This window comes from Caulobacter sp. GW821-FHT11E11 (genome assembly GCF_058808315.1).
In genome coordinates this window covers 703,184-718,532 of sequence record NZ_JBXARO010000002.1, presented here as the reverse complement: position 1 = coordinate 718,532, position 15,349 = coordinate 703,184, and the positions used below count along the sequence as shown (strand labels likewise).

The following is a 15,349-nucleotide window of genomic DNA, read 5'->3' as shown; positions in this document are numbered from 1 at the left end:
GACTCCTTCAAAGCGCTGCACTAACGAGCGGACGTGTCAGTTTGCTGACGATCAACCCATAGGGACTCGCGCGCCCAGCGGGACAGGCCTAGAAACCGCACTGGTGATCCAGCGCCTTTGGGGGAAGGTATGCATCCGCACCGACCCGCATTCCGGCTCTGGACCTGCGTCGGCGTTTTGCTGGCCATCGCAGCGCCCGCGCAGGCCGCGCCCAACCTCGTCCATGTTCGCGCCGGCGCCCTGCAAGACGCCTTGACGGAACTCGCCCGCGATAACGGCGTCGACATCCTCTATTCGGCGGATCTGGTCAGAGGGCGACGGACCGCTGTCGTCAAGGGCCGGCTGACCACGCAACAGGCGCTCTCCCAACTGCTGATCGGATCGGGCGTCGGCTACCGGGTCACGTCCGACGGCGTCTTCGTGCTGTTCGAGTTGCCGAAGCGCGAGATCGCCGATCCAGGCGACGGCGCGATCTCCGAAGTGCTGGTCCTGGGTCGCCGCACCCAGAACGCCGACATCCGGCGAACCGAGAACGACATCCAGCCGTACCGCGTGGCAGGGCCGCGCGACCTGGCCGTCGCGGCGCAGGACAATGTCGATCAGTACCTGCGCGAGCGTCTGCCCGCCAATGGCCAGGTCATCTCGCCCGGTCAGAACGTCGGCTACACGGGGGCTCCCAATTCGGCGATCGACCTGCGTGGCGTGGGCCTGCAACGGACCCTGGTCCTGGTTGACGGCCGGCGCCTGCCCAGCCTGCCATCGCGCGCGGCCGGGCTGGAACAAAGCGACGTCAACGCCATACCGCTGGGCGCGATAGAGCGGGTCGAAACCCTGACCGCTACGGCCGGCGGCATCCACGGCCCAACCGCGATCGGCGGGGTCGTCAACGTCGTGCTGAAGCGCGGCTATCGCGGCGCGGAGCTGACCGTGGTCTCCGGCCTATCCAGTCGTGGCGACGCCGGTCGCGAACGCATCGAAGCGCACCTCGGCTTTACGCCTGATCATGGACGCACCGACGTGATGCTGGCCGCGTCGTATTCCGCCGCGCAGCCGCTGACCGTGGGCCAGCGCGACTATGCGCGCCGGTCGCTCGAATGGCAGGCTCAGAACGATCCGAGCCAGTTCCTGCTGCAGCGCAGGCCGGTCAACGCGATCACTGTCCGCAGCAGCCTGGGCGAGCCGCTACGACTGGACGCCGCCTATGGCGGAGCCGTGCTGAACGGCAGCTACACGTTCCTGCCGCTCGACTTTCAGGGAACGGACCAGGAGAAGGCGGCCGCGCTGGCGACCAATGCCGGACGCCTGCCAACCGACCCCGCCGACGGCGACACCTCGCTGATCTCCACGCCCAAGACCTATTCCATCCTGTTCAGCGCGCGCCGTCGGATCAGCGACCGGCTCGAGGCGTTCGTCGACGGCCTCGACCTCCACGACGAGGCGCGGACCTCCTCGCCCCGGTACCTGGAACTGCGCAGCCTGAGCCACGCCAACGCGGCCGGAAACCTGTTCGCCAACTCGGTCTATTTCTATTTCCCCCTGCCAGGCCTGACAGACCGGAAGTCGGTCGAGATCGATGTCCGCCGTCTCACGGGCGGCCTGATCGCCACCCTGCCCGGGCGCTGGCAGGCGTCCGCGGACTATACGGTCGGCCATTCGCTGCTGGAGATCAGGCGCGAGGGCATGGTCGTCACCTCCAACATCGCCAACGCCTTCTGGGACGGCTTCGCCGGCGCGCGCGGCCAGGCGCCGATCATTCCGCTGGGCGACTATGCCAGCCTGCAATCGGCGGCGATGACCTACGCCGTTCCGTCGGGCGAGCACAGCCGGCTGACCACACGGTTCAGCAACGGCACCGTGCGCGCCGCCGGCCCCATGATCACTCTTCCGGGCGGTCCGCTCACGGCGACGGTGCTGGGCGAGATCCGGCGCGAGCGAATACCCGAGACCGTGTTCGTGGGCTCGGGCGAAGGCGGAATAAGCAGGACGCCGACGCCCGACCGGGTGCAACGCGTGACGTCCGGATATATCGAGCTTCGGGCGCCCCTGTTGTCCCGCGACTCCCGGTTCGCGCCCACGCGCGGCCTGGAGCTGCAGTTGGCCGTGCGGCGCGACGAGGTCAGGACGACCTTCCCCGACACGGTCCTGACCGGCGTCACCACCTATGCCCGCGCCACCGTCCGCCACCAGGCGGATGTGTTCACTGTGGGCGCCCGCGCGTTTCCAGCCGACTGGCTGATGCTTCGGGCCAGCGCGGCGACCGGCCAGTCCCCGCCGGACATGACGCACCTCCAGGAAATCACCATCCTGAACAAGAGCCCGCTCGGCAGTCCCTATACGGACCCCAAACGCGGCGGGCGAAACCTCCTGTCCGACGGCCCCTATCGGCTGGGCCGAAGCGGATGGCACGACATCGGCCAGGAAAAGGGCGTGACGCAGTCGGTCGGCGTGGTGTTCAACCCTTCGGGCCGCAACGGCCCGCGCCTATCCATCGACGCCTCCCGCGTCGAGATCCGTGACGAGATCGGCATGTCCGGTCTCAACCCCCAGCAGGTTATCGACGCCGAGGAGCGCTATCCCAACCGCGTCGTCCGCGAGCCCCTGTCCGCTGCCGACGCCGCCCTCGGCTATACCGCCGGCCGGATCATTGTCCTCTACAGCGGATTGGCGAATGTCGGCCGCACCCTCGCCGAGACGGTGGACCTCCAGCTCGACTGGACGCTGCCGCCGGTCATGGACGGCGAGACCCGGCTCTATGGCGCGGCCACCTGGCAGCCGACCTTGCGGACCCGGCGCCGGCCGGGACTGCCGTGGCTGGACCGCGTCGGCTTCCGCGACGGTCCCCTGGAATGGCGTGGCAATGCGGGCGTCCAATGGACACGCGGCCCGCTGCTGATGGACCTGAATGCTCAGTACATGGGACATTCGCTCCCGCTGTATTCGCCCTACAGCAACGTCATCGCGCAAGGCGCGGCCCATAACCAGACGCGGAAATACATCCCGTCACGACTCTATCTCGACCTGACGGCCCGCCGCCGGTTCGACTTCGCAGGCGACCATGCGCTGCGGTCGCTCGACGTTCGCTTCGCCGTGCAGAACCTGCTCGACACCACGCCTCCCATCGTCGCCGACGCCAACAACATGGGCTACGACTATCGCGGCGACCCACGCCGGCGGCGTTTCGAACTCAGCCTGTCGGGTCATTTCTAGGCCGCCGCGAGCCCGGTGAGGGTTCTTCGAAAACCTGCGTTCCCCCTTGGTGAAGGCGTCCGACCGGACGCCCCGCACACCGGAGGACAGCAGGTGCTCAAGTTCATCCCGGTCGCCTTGGCGACCCTATTCCTTTCGACCTCGGCGTTCGCGCAGGTCAAACCCTTCCCCGCCGACTTCAAGACCCAGGAGATCACCACCAACGGCGCGACGATCCATGTCCGCGTCGGCGGCAAGGGTCCGGCCGTGGTGCTGCTGCACGGCTATGGCGAGACCGGCGATATGTGGGAGCCCTTGGCCGCGGACCTCGCCAAGGACCACACCGTGATCGTGCCCGACCTGCGGGGCCTTGGTCTGTCGTCCAAGCCGGCGTCGGGCGGCTATGACAAGAAGACCCAAGGCGGCGACGTGGCCGGCGTGCTGGCCGCCCTGAAGGTCACCAAGGTCGACCTGGTCACCCACGACATCGGCAACATGGTCGGCTACGCCTTCGCCGCCGAACATCGCGACAGCGTCCGCCGCTTCGTGCTGATCGACGCGCCCCTGCCCGGCGTCGGCCCGTGGGAAGAGATCCTCAAGAACCCGCTGCTGTGGCACTTCCGGTTCGGCGGCCCCGACATGGAGCGCCTGGTCGCCGGCCGCGAGCGCATCTATCTGGACCGCTTCTGGAACGAGTTCTCGGCCACGCCGGCCCGCTTCACCGAAGCCTCGCGCCAGCACTACGCCAAGCTCTACGCCCAGCCCGGCGCCATGCATGGCGGCTTCTCGCAGTTCGCCGCCTTCGACCAGGACGCCATCGACAACAAGGCCTTCGTGGCGCAGGGCAAGCTGGACATGCCGGTGCTAGCCCTGGGCGGCGAGAAGTCGTTCGGCCCGATGATGGCGACGGTGATGCGCTTCGCCGCCAGCAACGTCACCGAGGGCGTGGTGCCCGACTCCGGCCACTGGATCATGGAAGAAAACCCCAAGGCCACCGTGGCCCTGGTGCGTGACTTCCTGGACGCCAAGCCGTGAGCCGTCGTCTCGTCCTCGCCGGCGCCGCGCTCCTGCTGATCGCCGGCGCGGCTTCGGCCCAGGAGCGCCAGGTGCGCCTGACACCGCCGGAAATCCAGGGCCTAACCGCGGGTGGCGCGACGGCTGGCACCTCGGGCGTGACCGGCATCCGCACGACGGTGCTCTACGGCGATCCGACCAAGGCCGGCCCCTACACCATCGCGCTGAAGGTGCCGCCGAACACCCGCATCGCCGCACACGGCCATCGCGACGACCGCACCGCCATCGTGGTCGGCGGCGTCTGGCGCTTCGGCTATGGGCGCAAGGCCGACGAGGCCCTGGTCAAAATCCTGCCGCCGGGAAGCTTCTACAGCGAACCGGCGGGGGTCGAGCACTTCGCCATGACCGGGCCGGAAGGCGCGGTCGTCTACATCTCCGGCTATGGCCCGACCAGCACCGACTATGTCGAGGCGGCCGACGCGCCCAAGCCCTAAGCGCGTGGGGAGCAAGGCCAACCGCCCTGCTCCCCTTTCGCCTCAGTGACCGACCGCGCGCAGCACGATGTCGGCGAAGCCCTCGGCGGTCGCCTTGCGGTTCCAGTCGCGCTGCAGTTCGCACGCCACCTGGATCCAGCTGACCGGCTTGCCGCCCGCCTGGACGACGCGATCGATGCCCGCCTGGTGCGCCAGCTGCGAAGTGCCGCCGACCGCGTCCACCACCGCGAAGACGTCATAGCCTTCAGCCAGGGCGTCCAGGGCCGGGAATGCCAGGCAGACCTCGGTCCACAGGGCGACGATGATCAGCTTCTTGCGGCCGGTGGCCTTCACGGCGGCGACGAAGTCCTCGTCCTCCCAGGCGTTGATGGCGGTGCGGTCGATCGGCTTGGCGTCCGGCAGGACGTCGGTGATCGGCGTGATGGTCGGCGTGTTCAGGCCCGTGGCCACGTTCACCGTGGTGAGCACCACCGGCAGGCCATAGAGCTTGGCGGTCTTGGCCAGATTGGTGACGTTGGCGATCAGCAGGCGCTTCTCCATCGTGACGATGGACGAGACCTGGACCGGTTGGAAATCGATGATCAGCAAGGCGGCGTTCTGCGGCGTCAGCAGGTGGTCGTCCAGCGGGTCGCGGATACTCAGGGGCGATGTCATTTTGCGTTCTCGCTCAAGGGTTTCGAGCGACGATCTGCGGCGCTCCCTAAGGGGGAACGCAGGGTCGCCCGAAGTCCTCAGCGCCGGGTCGAGACCAGCTCGTAGGTGTCGACGTCGCGGGCGATCATCCGCACCGGCAGCACCTCGGACACCGAGCGTCCGAACCGCCGGGCGTCACCGGTCTTGAAGACGCCGGTGATCCGCAGCGCCGCGACCTTTGGATCCCGGATGACGATCCGAACCCGCGTGTAGCGGTTCAGCAAGGCGACCGCCTCGGACAGCGGCTGGTCGCGAAACTCGACCACGCCCTGCTTCCAGGCCAGCGCCTCGTCGACATTGGCCGCCGACACCTTGCCGGCCGCGCCGGCCTTGGCCTTGAAGGCCTGGCCCGGCGTGAGCTTGACGGCCCCGTCGCTGGACGCCACCGACACGCTGCCCTCGGCCAGCACCACCTGTAAGGCGTCCGGCGTCACCTGCACGTCGAACTGGGTGCCAATCGCCGTGACCACGCGCCCGCCCGCCTGCACGGCGAAGGGATGGGCGCGGTCGTGGGCGACGTCGAAGAACGCCCGGCCGTTCAGCAGGCTCACATCACGCCGGCCGCTGGCGAAGGCCACGTCGAGCGCGCTGTCGGCGTCCAGCGTCACATGCGTGCCGTCCGGCAGGTCGACGACGGATCGCTGCCCCTTGCCGGTGACGTAGTCCGGACGCCCCACGGCGGTGAGCGATGGAGCCTCGGCGACCTGGATCGGCTTGGCCGGCCGCTCGAACCAGCCTTGCTGGGCGCCCACCAGCAGCGTCGCCGACACGGCCGCGACGGCGATGGACGCCGCGATCAGACGCGGCCACCAGGGCTTGGCGACGGGCTCGGGTCCGGCCTGCCGGGCCGCGCGGGCCATGGCGGCGATCAGGTCGCTGTCGTCGGCGTCGTCGAAGATCGCCCACATCTGGTGGGCCTGGCTCCAGGCGTCGCGGTTCTCCGGGCTCTCGTCCAGCCACATGGCGAACTGCTCGCGCTGGGGCGATTGGTCGAGGTCCTCGCGGGCCAGCCATTGGGCGGCCGCCTGGGCGGGCGTCAGGGCGTCGCGGCTCATCGGGCGCCTCCCGCATGGGCCATCAGGTGCTCGATGGCGCGGACCATATGTTTTTCGACCGCGCTGACCGACAGGCCCAACTGGGTGGCGATGGCCTGATGGCGCAGGCCGTCGATCCGGCGTAGCAAGAAGATCGTCCGCGTCCGCTCCGGCATGGTCATCAGGGCGGCGGCGGCGGCGTTCAGGGCCTGCTTGCCGGCATAGATGCGGGCCGGATCGAAGTCCTGGTCGCCGCAAAGATCGGGATCCAACGCCACATGCTCGTCGGCATGCCGGACCGTGCGGCGGCGATAACGGTCGGCCAGCACGCTTGCGGCGGTCTGGAAGATGTAGGCGCTGGCGTGATCGGTGTTGTCGGGCGTGCCCCGCACGGTCAGGCGCAGGAAGACCTCCTGCACTAGGTCCTCGACCTCGCCGGCGTTGCGCACACGGCGACGGAAGTAGGCGGCCAAGGGTCCGCGCATCGCCGCCGCCTGCCGCGCGAAGGCGTCCGCGCGCGCGGCGGCGTCGGAAGCGTCAGCCATCAGCCCCTCTCGCGCCATTCCCATCAGAGACTCCGCCACCTGTCCAACAGACCTGGCTTTCGAGAAGGCAGAACGCAGCCCTAGGCAAAGTCCTCATCAGATCGGTGAGGAAATTCCACCGACCCGCGTTACGCTAGTCAGGCGCCCTCACCCAAGGACTCTCCCATGCGCAAGACCGCTATCGCCTTCGCCCTGGCCTTCAGCCTGACGGGCATGACTGCCGCCTACGCCCAGACCAAGCCGACGATCGTGCTGGGCGCCTTCGCCGATAGCAGCAACTGGAACGGCGTGGTCGCGGCCGGCCGCTAAGGGTCAGCCCCGGTTTTCCATGCTCGTGGGCCGGCGCTTGCGCCACGAGGTCTCGATGTGGTCGCGCATGGCATGGGCGGCGCCGTCGGAGTCGCCCGCCACGATCGCGTCGTAGATCCGCTTGTGGGCCTCGTGCGTGGCCCGCACGTGGTCGACGTTCAGGCGGCCACTATAGCCGTAGGTCTTCACGGCCTTGCTCTGGATGCTGTCGATGATCGCCTTGCTGAGGCGATCACCCGACAGGCGCATGATGATGTCGTGGAAGGCGACGTCCTCGTGGACATAGCCGGCGGGGGTGTCGATCAGCCCCTCCAGCCGCTCCATCTGCCGACCCAGCTGGGCGGCGGCTTCCGGCGTGATGTTGCGGGCGGCCTTCGACGCCATGCTGGCCTCCAGCGACGCGCGGATCTCCGACAGGTTGTCCAGATAGCTGAGGCCGTCCTCGCGCCGGAACAGGGCGCTGAGGATCATCGGGTCCAGCAGGTTCCAGGACGAGGCGTCCTGGATGATCGTGCCGCGCCCCTGCTGCGAGACGACTAGGCCCTTTTCCGTCAGCGCTGTCGTCGCCTCGCGCACGACCGTGCGGCTGACGGCGTACATGTCGCACAGCACGTTCTCGGGCGGCAGCACCGTGCCCGACGGATAGATCTCGGTGACGATCGCGTTGACGAGATCCTCGACCACCGCCACGGCCAGCCGGGGACGACGCGCGGCTCGCGCACCCGGGGCGTTCATCGAAGCTGTCATGGCCTGGCGCTCATTTGGTTGTCCGAGCGTTCTATCCGACGCCCTGGTCGTATCACAATACGAGATTCGAAGGACGTCGGGCGGTGGAAAGCCCCGCCCCACCTGCCTTTTCGGGAAGGCTTGCAAAGCCAAAATTCATCATACATATTATCTCATCGAGTGACGACAGTCCCATATTCTGGATTAAAGACCGACACCATGCGGATTACCGGCTATCGCAGCCTGACGACCATCCACGATTGGCAGCGTCCCGTCGGGGACGTGAACGGCGTGGTCGAAGCTGGCGTCACCGAGACGCCGATCCTGCTGCTGGAAACCGACGGCGGCCTGACCGGCGTCGGCTTGGGCCAGCACGCCGACATCGCCCGCGTCTTCCCGGCCGTCGAGGGCGAGGATCCTCGCGCTGTCGCGGCGCTGTACGACCGCATGCTGGCCCACGTCTTCAAGAGCGGCCATGCCGGCGCCACCTATGGCGCCATCGCCGCGGTCGACATGGCCCTGTGGGACCTCAAGGCCAAGATGGCCGACGAGCCTCTGTGGCGGACCCTGGGCGCCCGCGACCGCTTCGTGCCCGGCTACGCCTCGGGCCTGTGCTACGGCCTGACGGACGAAGCCTTCGAAGCCCACTACGTGCTGTGGGCCGAGCGCGGCTTCACCGCCGCCAAGATCAAGGGCGGCCGCGATGTCGAGCGCGACGTGCGCCGCCTGCAGATCGCCCGCGACGTCCTGCGCCGCAACACCGAGCGCCCGGCCATGATGCTGGACGTCAACGAGTGCTGGAGCCGCAAGCAGGCCGTGCGCCACACCAGCGAGATCGAAGCCCGCGTCGACCTGACCTGGATCGAGGAACCTTTGCGCCGCTGGGATGCCGAGGGCCACGCCATCGTCAGTCGCGCGATCAAGGCCGCCGTCGCCACCGGCGAGAACCTGACGGGCCTGGACCAGTTCACGCCCCTGTTCGAGGCCAAGGCGGTCGACATCGTCCAGACCGGCAGCGTCTGGGGGATCACCCACTTCAACCGCGTCGCCCTGGCGGCCCACGCCCACAACCTGCCTGTCTCGCCGGTCGGCTATGACTGCAATCCGGTGGCCCACGCCGCCGCGGCCGTCCCCAACATGGTCGGCATCGAGATCCAGGACTTCAACTTCCCGCTGGGCCTTACCGTCGACCAGCAGATCACCGACGGCGGCCTGGTGCTGGGCGACCGTCCGGGCCTGGGCATCGAGGTCGACGAAGAGGCGATCGCCGCCAACCGACTCAGCGGAACATGGTCCAAGTCCGGGGGACCACACGTCCGGTCCCGGCGGGCCGGACTGGGGCTGGTCCCCAACGGCCGCGCCGCCGGCGAACGATAAGACGTCCTCAAGGACGCAGGGTAGGAAGCAGACAGGATGATCACCACCCGCCTCGGCGCGCCCCTCTCGCCCGTCGCCCTCGGCGGCGCCTCGCTGGGCGGCGTGTATCACGCCGTGTCGCAAGGCCAGGCCGACGCCGTTGTCGTCGCCGCACTCAAGGCCGGCGTCAACCTGATCGACGTCGCGCCCTACTACGGCCTGACGCGCGCCGAGACGGCGTTGGGCGTGGCCCTGAAGGGCGCCGACCGGAACGCCTACGTACTGATGACCAAGGTCGGTCGTTATGGCGACAAGACCTGGGACTTCTCGCGCGAAGCCACCCTGCGCAGCCTGGACGAAAGCCGCGCGCGCCTGGGCGTCGACCGCATCGACGTCCTGCAATGCCACGACATCGAACACGGCGACCGCCGCCAGTTGCTGGACGAGGCCCTGCCGACCTTGCGCGACCTGAAGGCGCAAGGCGCGATCGGTCACATCGGGATCACCGGCTACGACCTTGCCCTGCTTGATGACATCGCCACGGCCGAACAGGTCGACACGGTGATGGCCTATTGCACCTACACCCTGCAGGACCAGCGCCTTGCCCCGGTCGCTCAGCGCCTGGCCGCACAAGGGGTCTCAGTTTTCAACGCTTCGCCCCTGGGCATGGGACTACTGACGGCCGGTGGTCCGCCGGACTGGCACCCTGCCCACGACAGCGTCCGCGACGCGTCCGCGGAAGCCGCCCGCCGTTGCGCAGCGCTGGGCGGAGATCTGTCGTCCGTCGCCTTGCAGTTCGCTTTGCAGACCGCCGCCAGCGCTGGCATGGCCTCGACGGTCATCGGCATGTCCAAGGCCGAGAACCTGCATCGCAACCTCACCGCCCTGACGACGCCGTTGGATCCCGCGCTTTTGGCCACCGTCGAGGAGGCCCTGGCGCCGGTCCGCGACCTCGGCTGGGACGTCCTGCCCGGCAACGGCGGCAAGGGCGCATGATCGACGCGCACCTGCATCTCTGGGATCCCGCCAAGCTGGACTACGACTGGCTGCGCCACGTGCCGACCATCGCCGGCCGGCAGTGCCCCGAACAATGGGCCACCCTGCGCAATGGCGTGCGGCGGGCCGTGTTCGTCCAGGCCGACTGCGCGCCGGACCAAGCCCTAACCGAGGTCGACTGGGTCGCCGAACAATCGCACCCGGACCTGGAGATCCTCGGCATCGTCGCCTTCGCCCCGCTGGAGCAGGGCAAGGCGGCCGGCGAGCACCTCGACGCCCTGCGCCACCGTCCGCTGGTGCGAGGCGTGCGCCGCTCGGTGCAGAATGAGCCCGACGACCTCATCACCGATCCTAGCCATCTGGACGGCCTGGTCGCCGCCGCCGAGCGCGGCCTGACCATCGACGTCTGCGCTCGCGACCACCAGCTGCCGCGCGTCATCGAGATGCTCAGCGAGCTGTTCGAGCGCGCGCCCCAGGCTCGAGTGGTGCTGGACCATCTGGGCAAGCCCGACATCGCGGCGCACGGCGGTGACATCCGCGGCGCGAACTGGGCCATCAACCTGCGCTTCCTGGCCGCCTTCCCGAACGTCTTCGCCAAGCTGTCGGGCCTGATGACCCAGGACCATTGGACCGAAGGCCGCGACGAGACCCTGGTCCCTTACGTCCGCCACGCCCTGGCGTGCTTTGGGCCCGAGCGCCTGATGTTCGGCGGCGACTGGCCGGTCGTCGAGCTGGCTGGCGGCTATGCCCGCTGGCTGACCCTGTTCGAGACCATCACCACCGCCCTGCCCCCGCGCGACCGCCTGCGCATCGAGGCGGGAACCGCCACCGATTTCTACGCCCTGGCGACGGAGACGCTCTGATGAGCCTGGACACCACCCTGCCTGCCGCCGCGCCTGCCAACGCCGGCCGCATGCGCCTGCAGCTGTCGCTGATGGTCAACTTCTTCCTGCTGATGGCGCTGTACAGCGGCGTGCTGGGCGTGCTGCTGCCCAACCAGATCGCCACGCTGAATCCCGGCGAGAAGGCCAACAACCTGGCCCTGCTGTTCGCGATTACCTCGGTGTTCTCGACCCTGACCACGCCGATCGCCGGCGCCCTGTCTGACCGCACCCGCACGCGCTGGGGCCGCCGCTCGCCGTGGATCGCCATCGCCTCGCTGATCGGCTCGATGGCCCTGTTCGGCGTGTCATGGCAGACCAGCTTCTGGTCGCTGATGGTGCTGTGGGTGATGGCCACCGTAGCCTACAACTCCATGCAGCCGGCCATGACCACGGTGATCGCCGATCGCTTCGCGCCCGAGACGCGCGGCGCGGTGTCGGGCATCGTCGGGGCGGGCATGACCGCGGGCCTGACCGCCGGCACCGTTGTGGCCGGCTATCTCGCCGGCGCCCAGGTGCTGGCCTACGGCCTGTTCGCCGCAGCCATCGCCATCTCGTGCGTGGCCTTCGTGCTGATCAACCGCGAGCCGTCCAGCGCCGAGGCGCCCGCCCGCCCGTTCTCGTGGAAGGCCTTCGCCACCAGCTTCTGGATCAGCCCAAAGGAACACCCGGACTTCGCCTGGGCCTTCGCCGGACGGTTCACCGTCTACATGGGCTACCAGGCCGTGGCGGCCTACCTGCTGTACATCCTGCGCGACTATATCGGCCTGTCGGATGCGGCTTCGAACCGGACCATCGCCAACCTGGCAATGCTGACCCTGGTCTGCCTGATCGTCTCGTCCCTGGCCTCGGGCTTCCTGTCCGACAAGCTTCAGCGCCGCAAGCCGTTCGTGATCGCCTCCAGCCTGATCATGGGCTGCGCCATGGTCGCCCCGCTGGTCCTGCCCAACCTCACCGGCATGTGGATCTACGCCGGCGTCATCGGCATCGGCTACGGCATGTTCATGTCGATCGACATGGCGCTGATGACCCAGGTCCTGCCCAAGAGCGCGGTCGGCGACGAGGGCAAGGACCTCGGCGTGCTGACCACGGCCGTCAACATTCCGCAGATCATCAGCCCGGTCATGGCGGCGGTGCTGCTGCACATCTTCGACAACAACTACGCGGCCATCTTCGTCGCCGCGATCGTGTTCGTCTTCGCCTCGGCCCTGTGCGTGGCCCCGATCAAGGGTGTGCGCTGAGGTCCGAATATTCGTATGACGTATTATGATAATTTGACATACGTCTTACCTTGTCGTAGAAGCTTTGGTTAAGGCCGGGAAACGGCCAAGGGGTTGAAACGACAGGATCCAAGCATGTCCACGAAGACGACTTTGATGGCCGCAACCGCTCTCGGGCTTCTGGGAGCATGGGCGGCTCCTTCGGCGGTTTGGGCTCAGGACGCCTCCACGACCGCTGTCGAGGAGATCGTCGTAACGGGCATCCGCGCGAGCCAGCAGCAATCGATCGACATCAAGCGCAACGCGGTCGGCGTCGTGGACTCGATCGCCTCGGAAGACCTGGGCAAGCTGCCCGACCAGAACGTCGCCGAGTCGCTGCAGCGCATCGCCGGCGTGACCATCGAGCGTAACCGCGGCGAAGGCCGCTACGTCTCGGTCCGGGGCTTTGGTCCCAAGTTCAACGCCGTCACCGTCAACGGCCGCACCCTGGCCACCGACAACAACGGCCGTGAGTTCTCGTTCGATGTCCTGCCCTCGGAGATCATCTCGGGCGCCGACGTCTACAAGTCGCCGCAGGCCAGCGTGAACGGCGCCTCGATCGGCGCGACCATCGACGTGCGCACCCTGCGCCCGCTGGAACAGCGCCAGGCCTTCAGCGCCGCCGGCTCGGTCAGCGGCACCTGGGCCGAACTGCGCGACAAGTACAATCCGGAAGCCTCGGGCGTCGTCAGCTGGCGCAACGCCGATCGCACCCTGGGCGTGGCCCTGTCGGCCTCGTACACCGACCAGAAGGTGCGCGACGACGAGTTCACGATCGGCGCCGGCCATGTGCGCCGCTCCAGCACGGACTCCTACTACAACGCCGGCGGCGTCGCGGGCGCGCGCATCGGCCCGGGGGTTGCGGCCTTCAGCAACGTCTCGATGCCCTCGAACCTGTCGCCGTTCTTCTTCGAACGCGACAAGACGATGCTCGGCCTGAACGGCACGGTTCAGTACAAGCCGACCGAGCGCCTGACCGCCACGATCGACGCTCTGTACGCCAAGGCCGACATCAAGGAACAGCAGACGGGTCTGGCCTATGACTTCGCCGGCGGCACGCTGGTCGAGCAGGTCGTCCAGAACGGCGAGGCGGTCTACCAGCGCTACCAGGGCGGCTTCGTCGACCAGATCATCCAGTACGATCACCGCAAGGTCACGACCGACCAGATCGGCCTGAACCTGAAGTGGGCCGCCACCGACAACCTGACCCTGAGCTTCGACGCCTCGACCTCGAAGGCCGAGCGTCGCGGCAAGGAAGACAACGACTTCACGACTATCCGACGCAAGAACGTCGACACCTGGTTCGATCGCCGGGGCGGCAACGAGATGTACTCATACGGCTTCACCAGCCCCAACTACGCCAACGCCGCGACCAACCCGCAGGGCGTGACCGCCCACTACTACATCTGGGGCGGCGGCTCGGACGTCGACGACGAGATCAACGAGTTCGCCTTCGACGCCAACTGGAAGCCGGAAGGCATGGTGTCGCTTCGCGCGGGCCTGGCCTCGCAGAGCCGCAAGAAGACCATCACCGCGGTCGAGATGCCATTTGGCGAGCAATGCGCCTACTGCGACTCCAACCAGGTGCTGCCGACCACGCTATTCCAGAACACCAACCGCAACTTCTTCGACGGCAAGTACGGCAACAGCATCCTGCACGACTGGCTGATCTACGATCCGCGCGCCCTGATCCTGCAGGTCAAGGAATACGCCACCCGAGACGGCAAGGCCTTCAACCAGGCCATCCCCTCCCCCTCGGCCTCGTCGGTCGTGGATGAGAAGGTGCTGCTGGGTTACCTGATGACCGACATCAAGGCCGACCTGGGCACCATGCCGCTGGCCGTGAACGTGGGCGTCCGCATCGAGGACACCGACTACACCTCGGCCGGCGCCTCGCGCACGGTGACCAGCGCCAAGCCGAACGGCGCGGGCCAGAACATCATCACCGTGTCGCCGGTCGTGCCCGTCAGCTTCAAGGGCCACTACACAGACATCCTGCCGTCGCTGAACGCTCGTCTGAACGTCACTGACGACTTCATCGTTCGCCTGGCTGCATCGCGCGTCATGACCCGCCCGACCCTGTCGGACCTGTCGCCGCGCCAGACCATCCAGACCAACCCGGGCAACGAAACCATCCGTCGCGGCAATCCGGACCTGCAGCCCTTCCGCGCCACCCAGGTCGAAGGCGGCCTGGAATGGTACTTCGGTGAGACCTCGCTGCTGTCGTTCGCGGCCTTCTACAAGAACATCGACTCGTTCGTGACCCTGGTCACCACGCCGCAGAAGGTCGACCAGGTCACCTTCCAGGTGACGGTCCCCGCCAACGGTAACGGCGCGGTCGTGAAGGGCTTCGAGGTGGGCTACCGCCAGGTGTTCAACCAGCTGCCCGCGCCGTTCGATGGCCTGGGCGTGCAGACCAGCTTCACCTACGCGGAGTCGAATGCCAACTACACCAACACCGTGGCCAACGTATCCTACGGCCTGGAAGGCCTCTCCAAGTACTCGTACAGCCTGGTCGGCTTCTACGAGAAGGGTCCGATCCAGGCCCGCGTGGCCTACACTTGGCGTGACAAGTTCCTGCAGGTCGCCTCGGGCCGCAACGGCGAGCCGGAATACTTTGACAGCTACGGCCAGCTCGACGTCGGCGCGTCCTACAACGTCAACGACCACTTCACGGTGTTCGTCGACGGCCTGAACCTGACCGACACCGAAGAGTTCATCTACTCGGTCACGCCGAACCGCACGAAGGAGTTCCGGACCACGGGTCGCCGCATCGCGGCCGGCGTCCGCATGCGCTTCTAAGTCTTTCCCCCGTACTGCCTTTTTGGTGAACCGCGCCCCGCTTGTCGTGGCGCG

At 67.7% G+C, this 15,349-nt stretch carries 13 protein-coding genes; 9 read left to right on the top strand and 4 right to left on the bottom strand.

Annotated elements, in window-relative coordinates:
• The first annotated feature begins 129 nt into the window (after window positions 1-129).
• The 3 genes from AC1RR5_RS07295 to AC1RR5_RS07285 all read left to right on the top strand — a co-directional run bounded on the left by AC1RR5_RS07295 (window position 130) and on the right by AC1RR5_RS07285 (window position 4,694).
• Window positions 130-3,207 carry a TonB-dependent receptor gene (locus AC1RR5_RS07295; RefSeq protein WP_492920548.1) on the top strand — a complete coding sequence of 1,026 codons (3,078 nt, stop codon included), beginning with the start codon at window positions 130-132 and terminating at the stop codon, window positions 3,205-3,207.
• Between the two features lie 93 nt (window positions 3,208-3,300).
• Window positions 3,301-4,221 (top strand): alpha/beta fold hydrolase, encoded by a 921-nt coding sequence (locus AC1RR5_RS07290; protein WP_492920547.1) that lies wholly within the window; start codon window positions 3,301-3,303, stop codon window positions 4,219-4,221.
• Window positions 4,218-4,694, top strand: a complete 477-nt coding sequence (locus AC1RR5_RS07285) for a cupin domain-containing protein (RefSeq protein WP_492920546.1) — start codon at window positions 4,218-4,220, stop codon at window positions 4,692-4,694. Before AC1RR5_RS07290 ends, AC1RR5_RS07285 begins: the two co-directional genes overlap by 4 nt.
• A gap of 42 nt (window positions 4,695-4,736) precedes the next feature.
• Here the strand turns inward: AC1RR5_RS07285 and AC1RR5_RS07280 are convergent, their stop codons facing one another.
• The 3 genes from AC1RR5_RS07280 to AC1RR5_RS07270 form a co-directional block, all read right to left on the bottom strand.
• The gene (locus AC1RR5_RS07280; RefSeq protein ID WP_492920545.1) at window positions 4,737-5,348 is read right to left on the bottom strand and encodes a hydrolase; all 612 of its coding nucleotides are present in this window, start codon (window positions 5,346-5,348) and stop codon (window positions 4,737-4,739) included.
• Between the two features lie 77 nt (window positions 5,349-5,425).
• Complete coding sequence (locus AC1RR5_RS07275; RefSeq protein WP_492920544.1) at window positions 5,426-6,442, bottom strand: FecR family protein; 1,017 nt, start codon at window positions 6,440-6,442, stop codon at window positions 5,426-5,428.
• Window positions 6,439-6,966 (bottom strand): RNA polymerase sigma factor, encoded by a 528-nt coding sequence (locus AC1RR5_RS07270; protein ID WP_492920543.1) that lies wholly within the window; start codon window positions 6,964-6,966, stop codon window positions 6,439-6,441. The genes AC1RR5_RS07275 and AC1RR5_RS07270 overlap by 4 nt, the downstream gene beginning before the upstream one ends.
• A gap of 165 nt (window positions 6,967-7,131) precedes the next feature.
• Between AC1RR5_RS07270 and AC1RR5_RS07265 the strand changes: the two genes are divergently transcribed.
• Window positions 7,132-7,275, top strand: a complete 144-nt coding sequence (locus tag AC1RR5_RS07265) for a hypothetical protein (RefSeq protein ID WP_492920542.1) — start codon at window positions 7,132-7,134, stop codon at window positions 7,273-7,275.
• A 3-nt stretch (window positions 7,276-7,278) separates the two neighbouring features.
• Here AC1RR5_RS07265 and AC1RR5_RS07260 read toward each other — a convergent pair whose 3' ends face one another.
• Window positions 7,279-8,022: a FadR/GntR family transcriptional regulator gene (locus AC1RR5_RS07260; protein WP_492920541.1), complete on the bottom strand. Its 744-nt coding sequence runs from the start codon at window positions 8,020-8,022 to the stop codon at window positions 7,279-7,281.
• 198 nt (window positions 8,023-8,220) lie between these two features.
• Here AC1RR5_RS07260 and AC1RR5_RS07255 point away from each other — a divergent pair, with 198 nt between their 5' ends.
• The 5 genes from AC1RR5_RS07255 (at window position 8,221) to AC1RR5_RS07235 (ending at window position 15,295) form a co-directional block, all read left to right on the top strand.
• Window positions 8,221-9,378 (top strand): mandelate racemase/muconate lactonizing enzyme family protein, encoded by a 1,158-nt coding sequence (locus tag AC1RR5_RS07255; protein WP_492920540.1) that lies wholly within the window; start codon window positions 8,221-8,223, stop codon window positions 9,376-9,378.
• Between the two features lie 36 nt (window positions 9,379-9,414).
• Window positions 9,415-10,353: an aldo/keto reductase gene (locus tag AC1RR5_RS07250; RefSeq protein WP_492920539.1), complete on the top strand. Its 939-nt coding sequence runs from the start codon at window positions 9,415-9,417 to the stop codon at window positions 10,351-10,353.
• A complete protein-coding gene (locus tag AC1RR5_RS07245; RefSeq protein WP_492920538.1) occupies window positions 10,350-11,216 on the top strand; it encodes an amidohydrolase family protein in 867 nt (288 codons plus the stop codon). The genes AC1RR5_RS07250 and AC1RR5_RS07245 overlap by 4 nt, the downstream gene beginning before the upstream one ends.
• Window positions 11,216-12,475 carry an MFS transporter gene (locus tag AC1RR5_RS07240; protein ID WP_492920536.1) on the top strand — a complete coding sequence of 420 codons (1,260 nt, stop codon included), beginning with the start codon at window positions 11,216-11,218 and terminating at the stop codon, window positions 12,473-12,475. The genes AC1RR5_RS07245 and AC1RR5_RS07240 overlap by 1 nt, the downstream gene beginning before the upstream one ends.
• Before the next feature lie 135 nt (window positions 12,476-12,610).
• Window positions 12,611-15,295, top strand: coding sequence for a TonB-dependent receptor (locus tag AC1RR5_RS07235; protein ID WP_492920535.1), 2,685 nt, complete (start codon window positions 12,611-12,613; stop codon window positions 15,293-15,295).
• Window positions 15,296-15,349 lie beyond the last annotated feature (54 nt).

Excerpts from the sequence above, each read along its gene's own strand:
- AC1RR5_RS07270 (WP_492920543.1), bottom strand. The coding sequence starts at position 6,966 with ATGGCTGACGCTTCCGACGCCGCCGCGCGCGCGGACGCCTTCGCGCGG.
- AC1RR5_RS07255 (WP_492920540.1), top strand. The coding sequence starts at position 8,221 with ATGCGGATTACCGGCTATCGCAGCCTGACGACCATCCACGATTGGCAG.
- AC1RR5_RS07260 (WP_492920541.1), bottom strand. The coding sequence starts at position 8,022 with ATGACAGCTTCGATGAACGCCCCGGGTGCGCGAGCCGCGCGTCGTCCC.
- AC1RR5_RS07295 (WP_492920548.1), top strand. The coding sequence starts at position 130 with ATGCATCCGCACCGACCCGCATTCCGGCTCTGGACCTGCGTCGGCGTT.
- AC1RR5_RS07280 (WP_492920545.1), bottom strand. The coding sequence starts at position 5,348 with ATGACATCGCCCCTGAGTATCCGCGACCCGCTGGACGACCACCTGCTG.
- AC1RR5_RS07240 (WP_492920536.1), top strand. The coding sequence starts at position 11,216 with ATGAGCCTGGACACCACCCTGCCTGCCGCCGCGCCTGCCAACGCCGGC.
- AC1RR5_RS07250 (WP_492920539.1), top strand. The coding sequence starts at position 9,415 with ATGATCACCACCCGCCTCGGCGCGCCCCTCTCGCCCGTCGCCCTCGGC.
- AC1RR5_RS07235 (WP_492920535.1), top strand. The coding sequence starts at position 12,611 with ATGGCCGCAACCGCTCTCGGGCTTCTGGGAGCATGGGCGGCTCCTTCG.
- AC1RR5_RS07275 (WP_492920544.1), bottom strand. The coding sequence starts at position 6,442 with ATGAGCCGCGACGCCCTGACGCCCGCCCAGGCGGCCGCCCAATGGCTG.
- AC1RR5_RS07265 (WP_492920542.1), top strand. The coding sequence starts at position 7,132 with ATGCGCAAGACCGCTATCGCCTTCGCCCTGGCCTTCAGCCTGACGGGC.
- AC1RR5_RS07245 (WP_492920538.1), top strand. The coding sequence starts at position 10,350 with ATGATCGACGCGCACCTGCATCTCTGGGATCCCGCCAAGCTGGACTAC.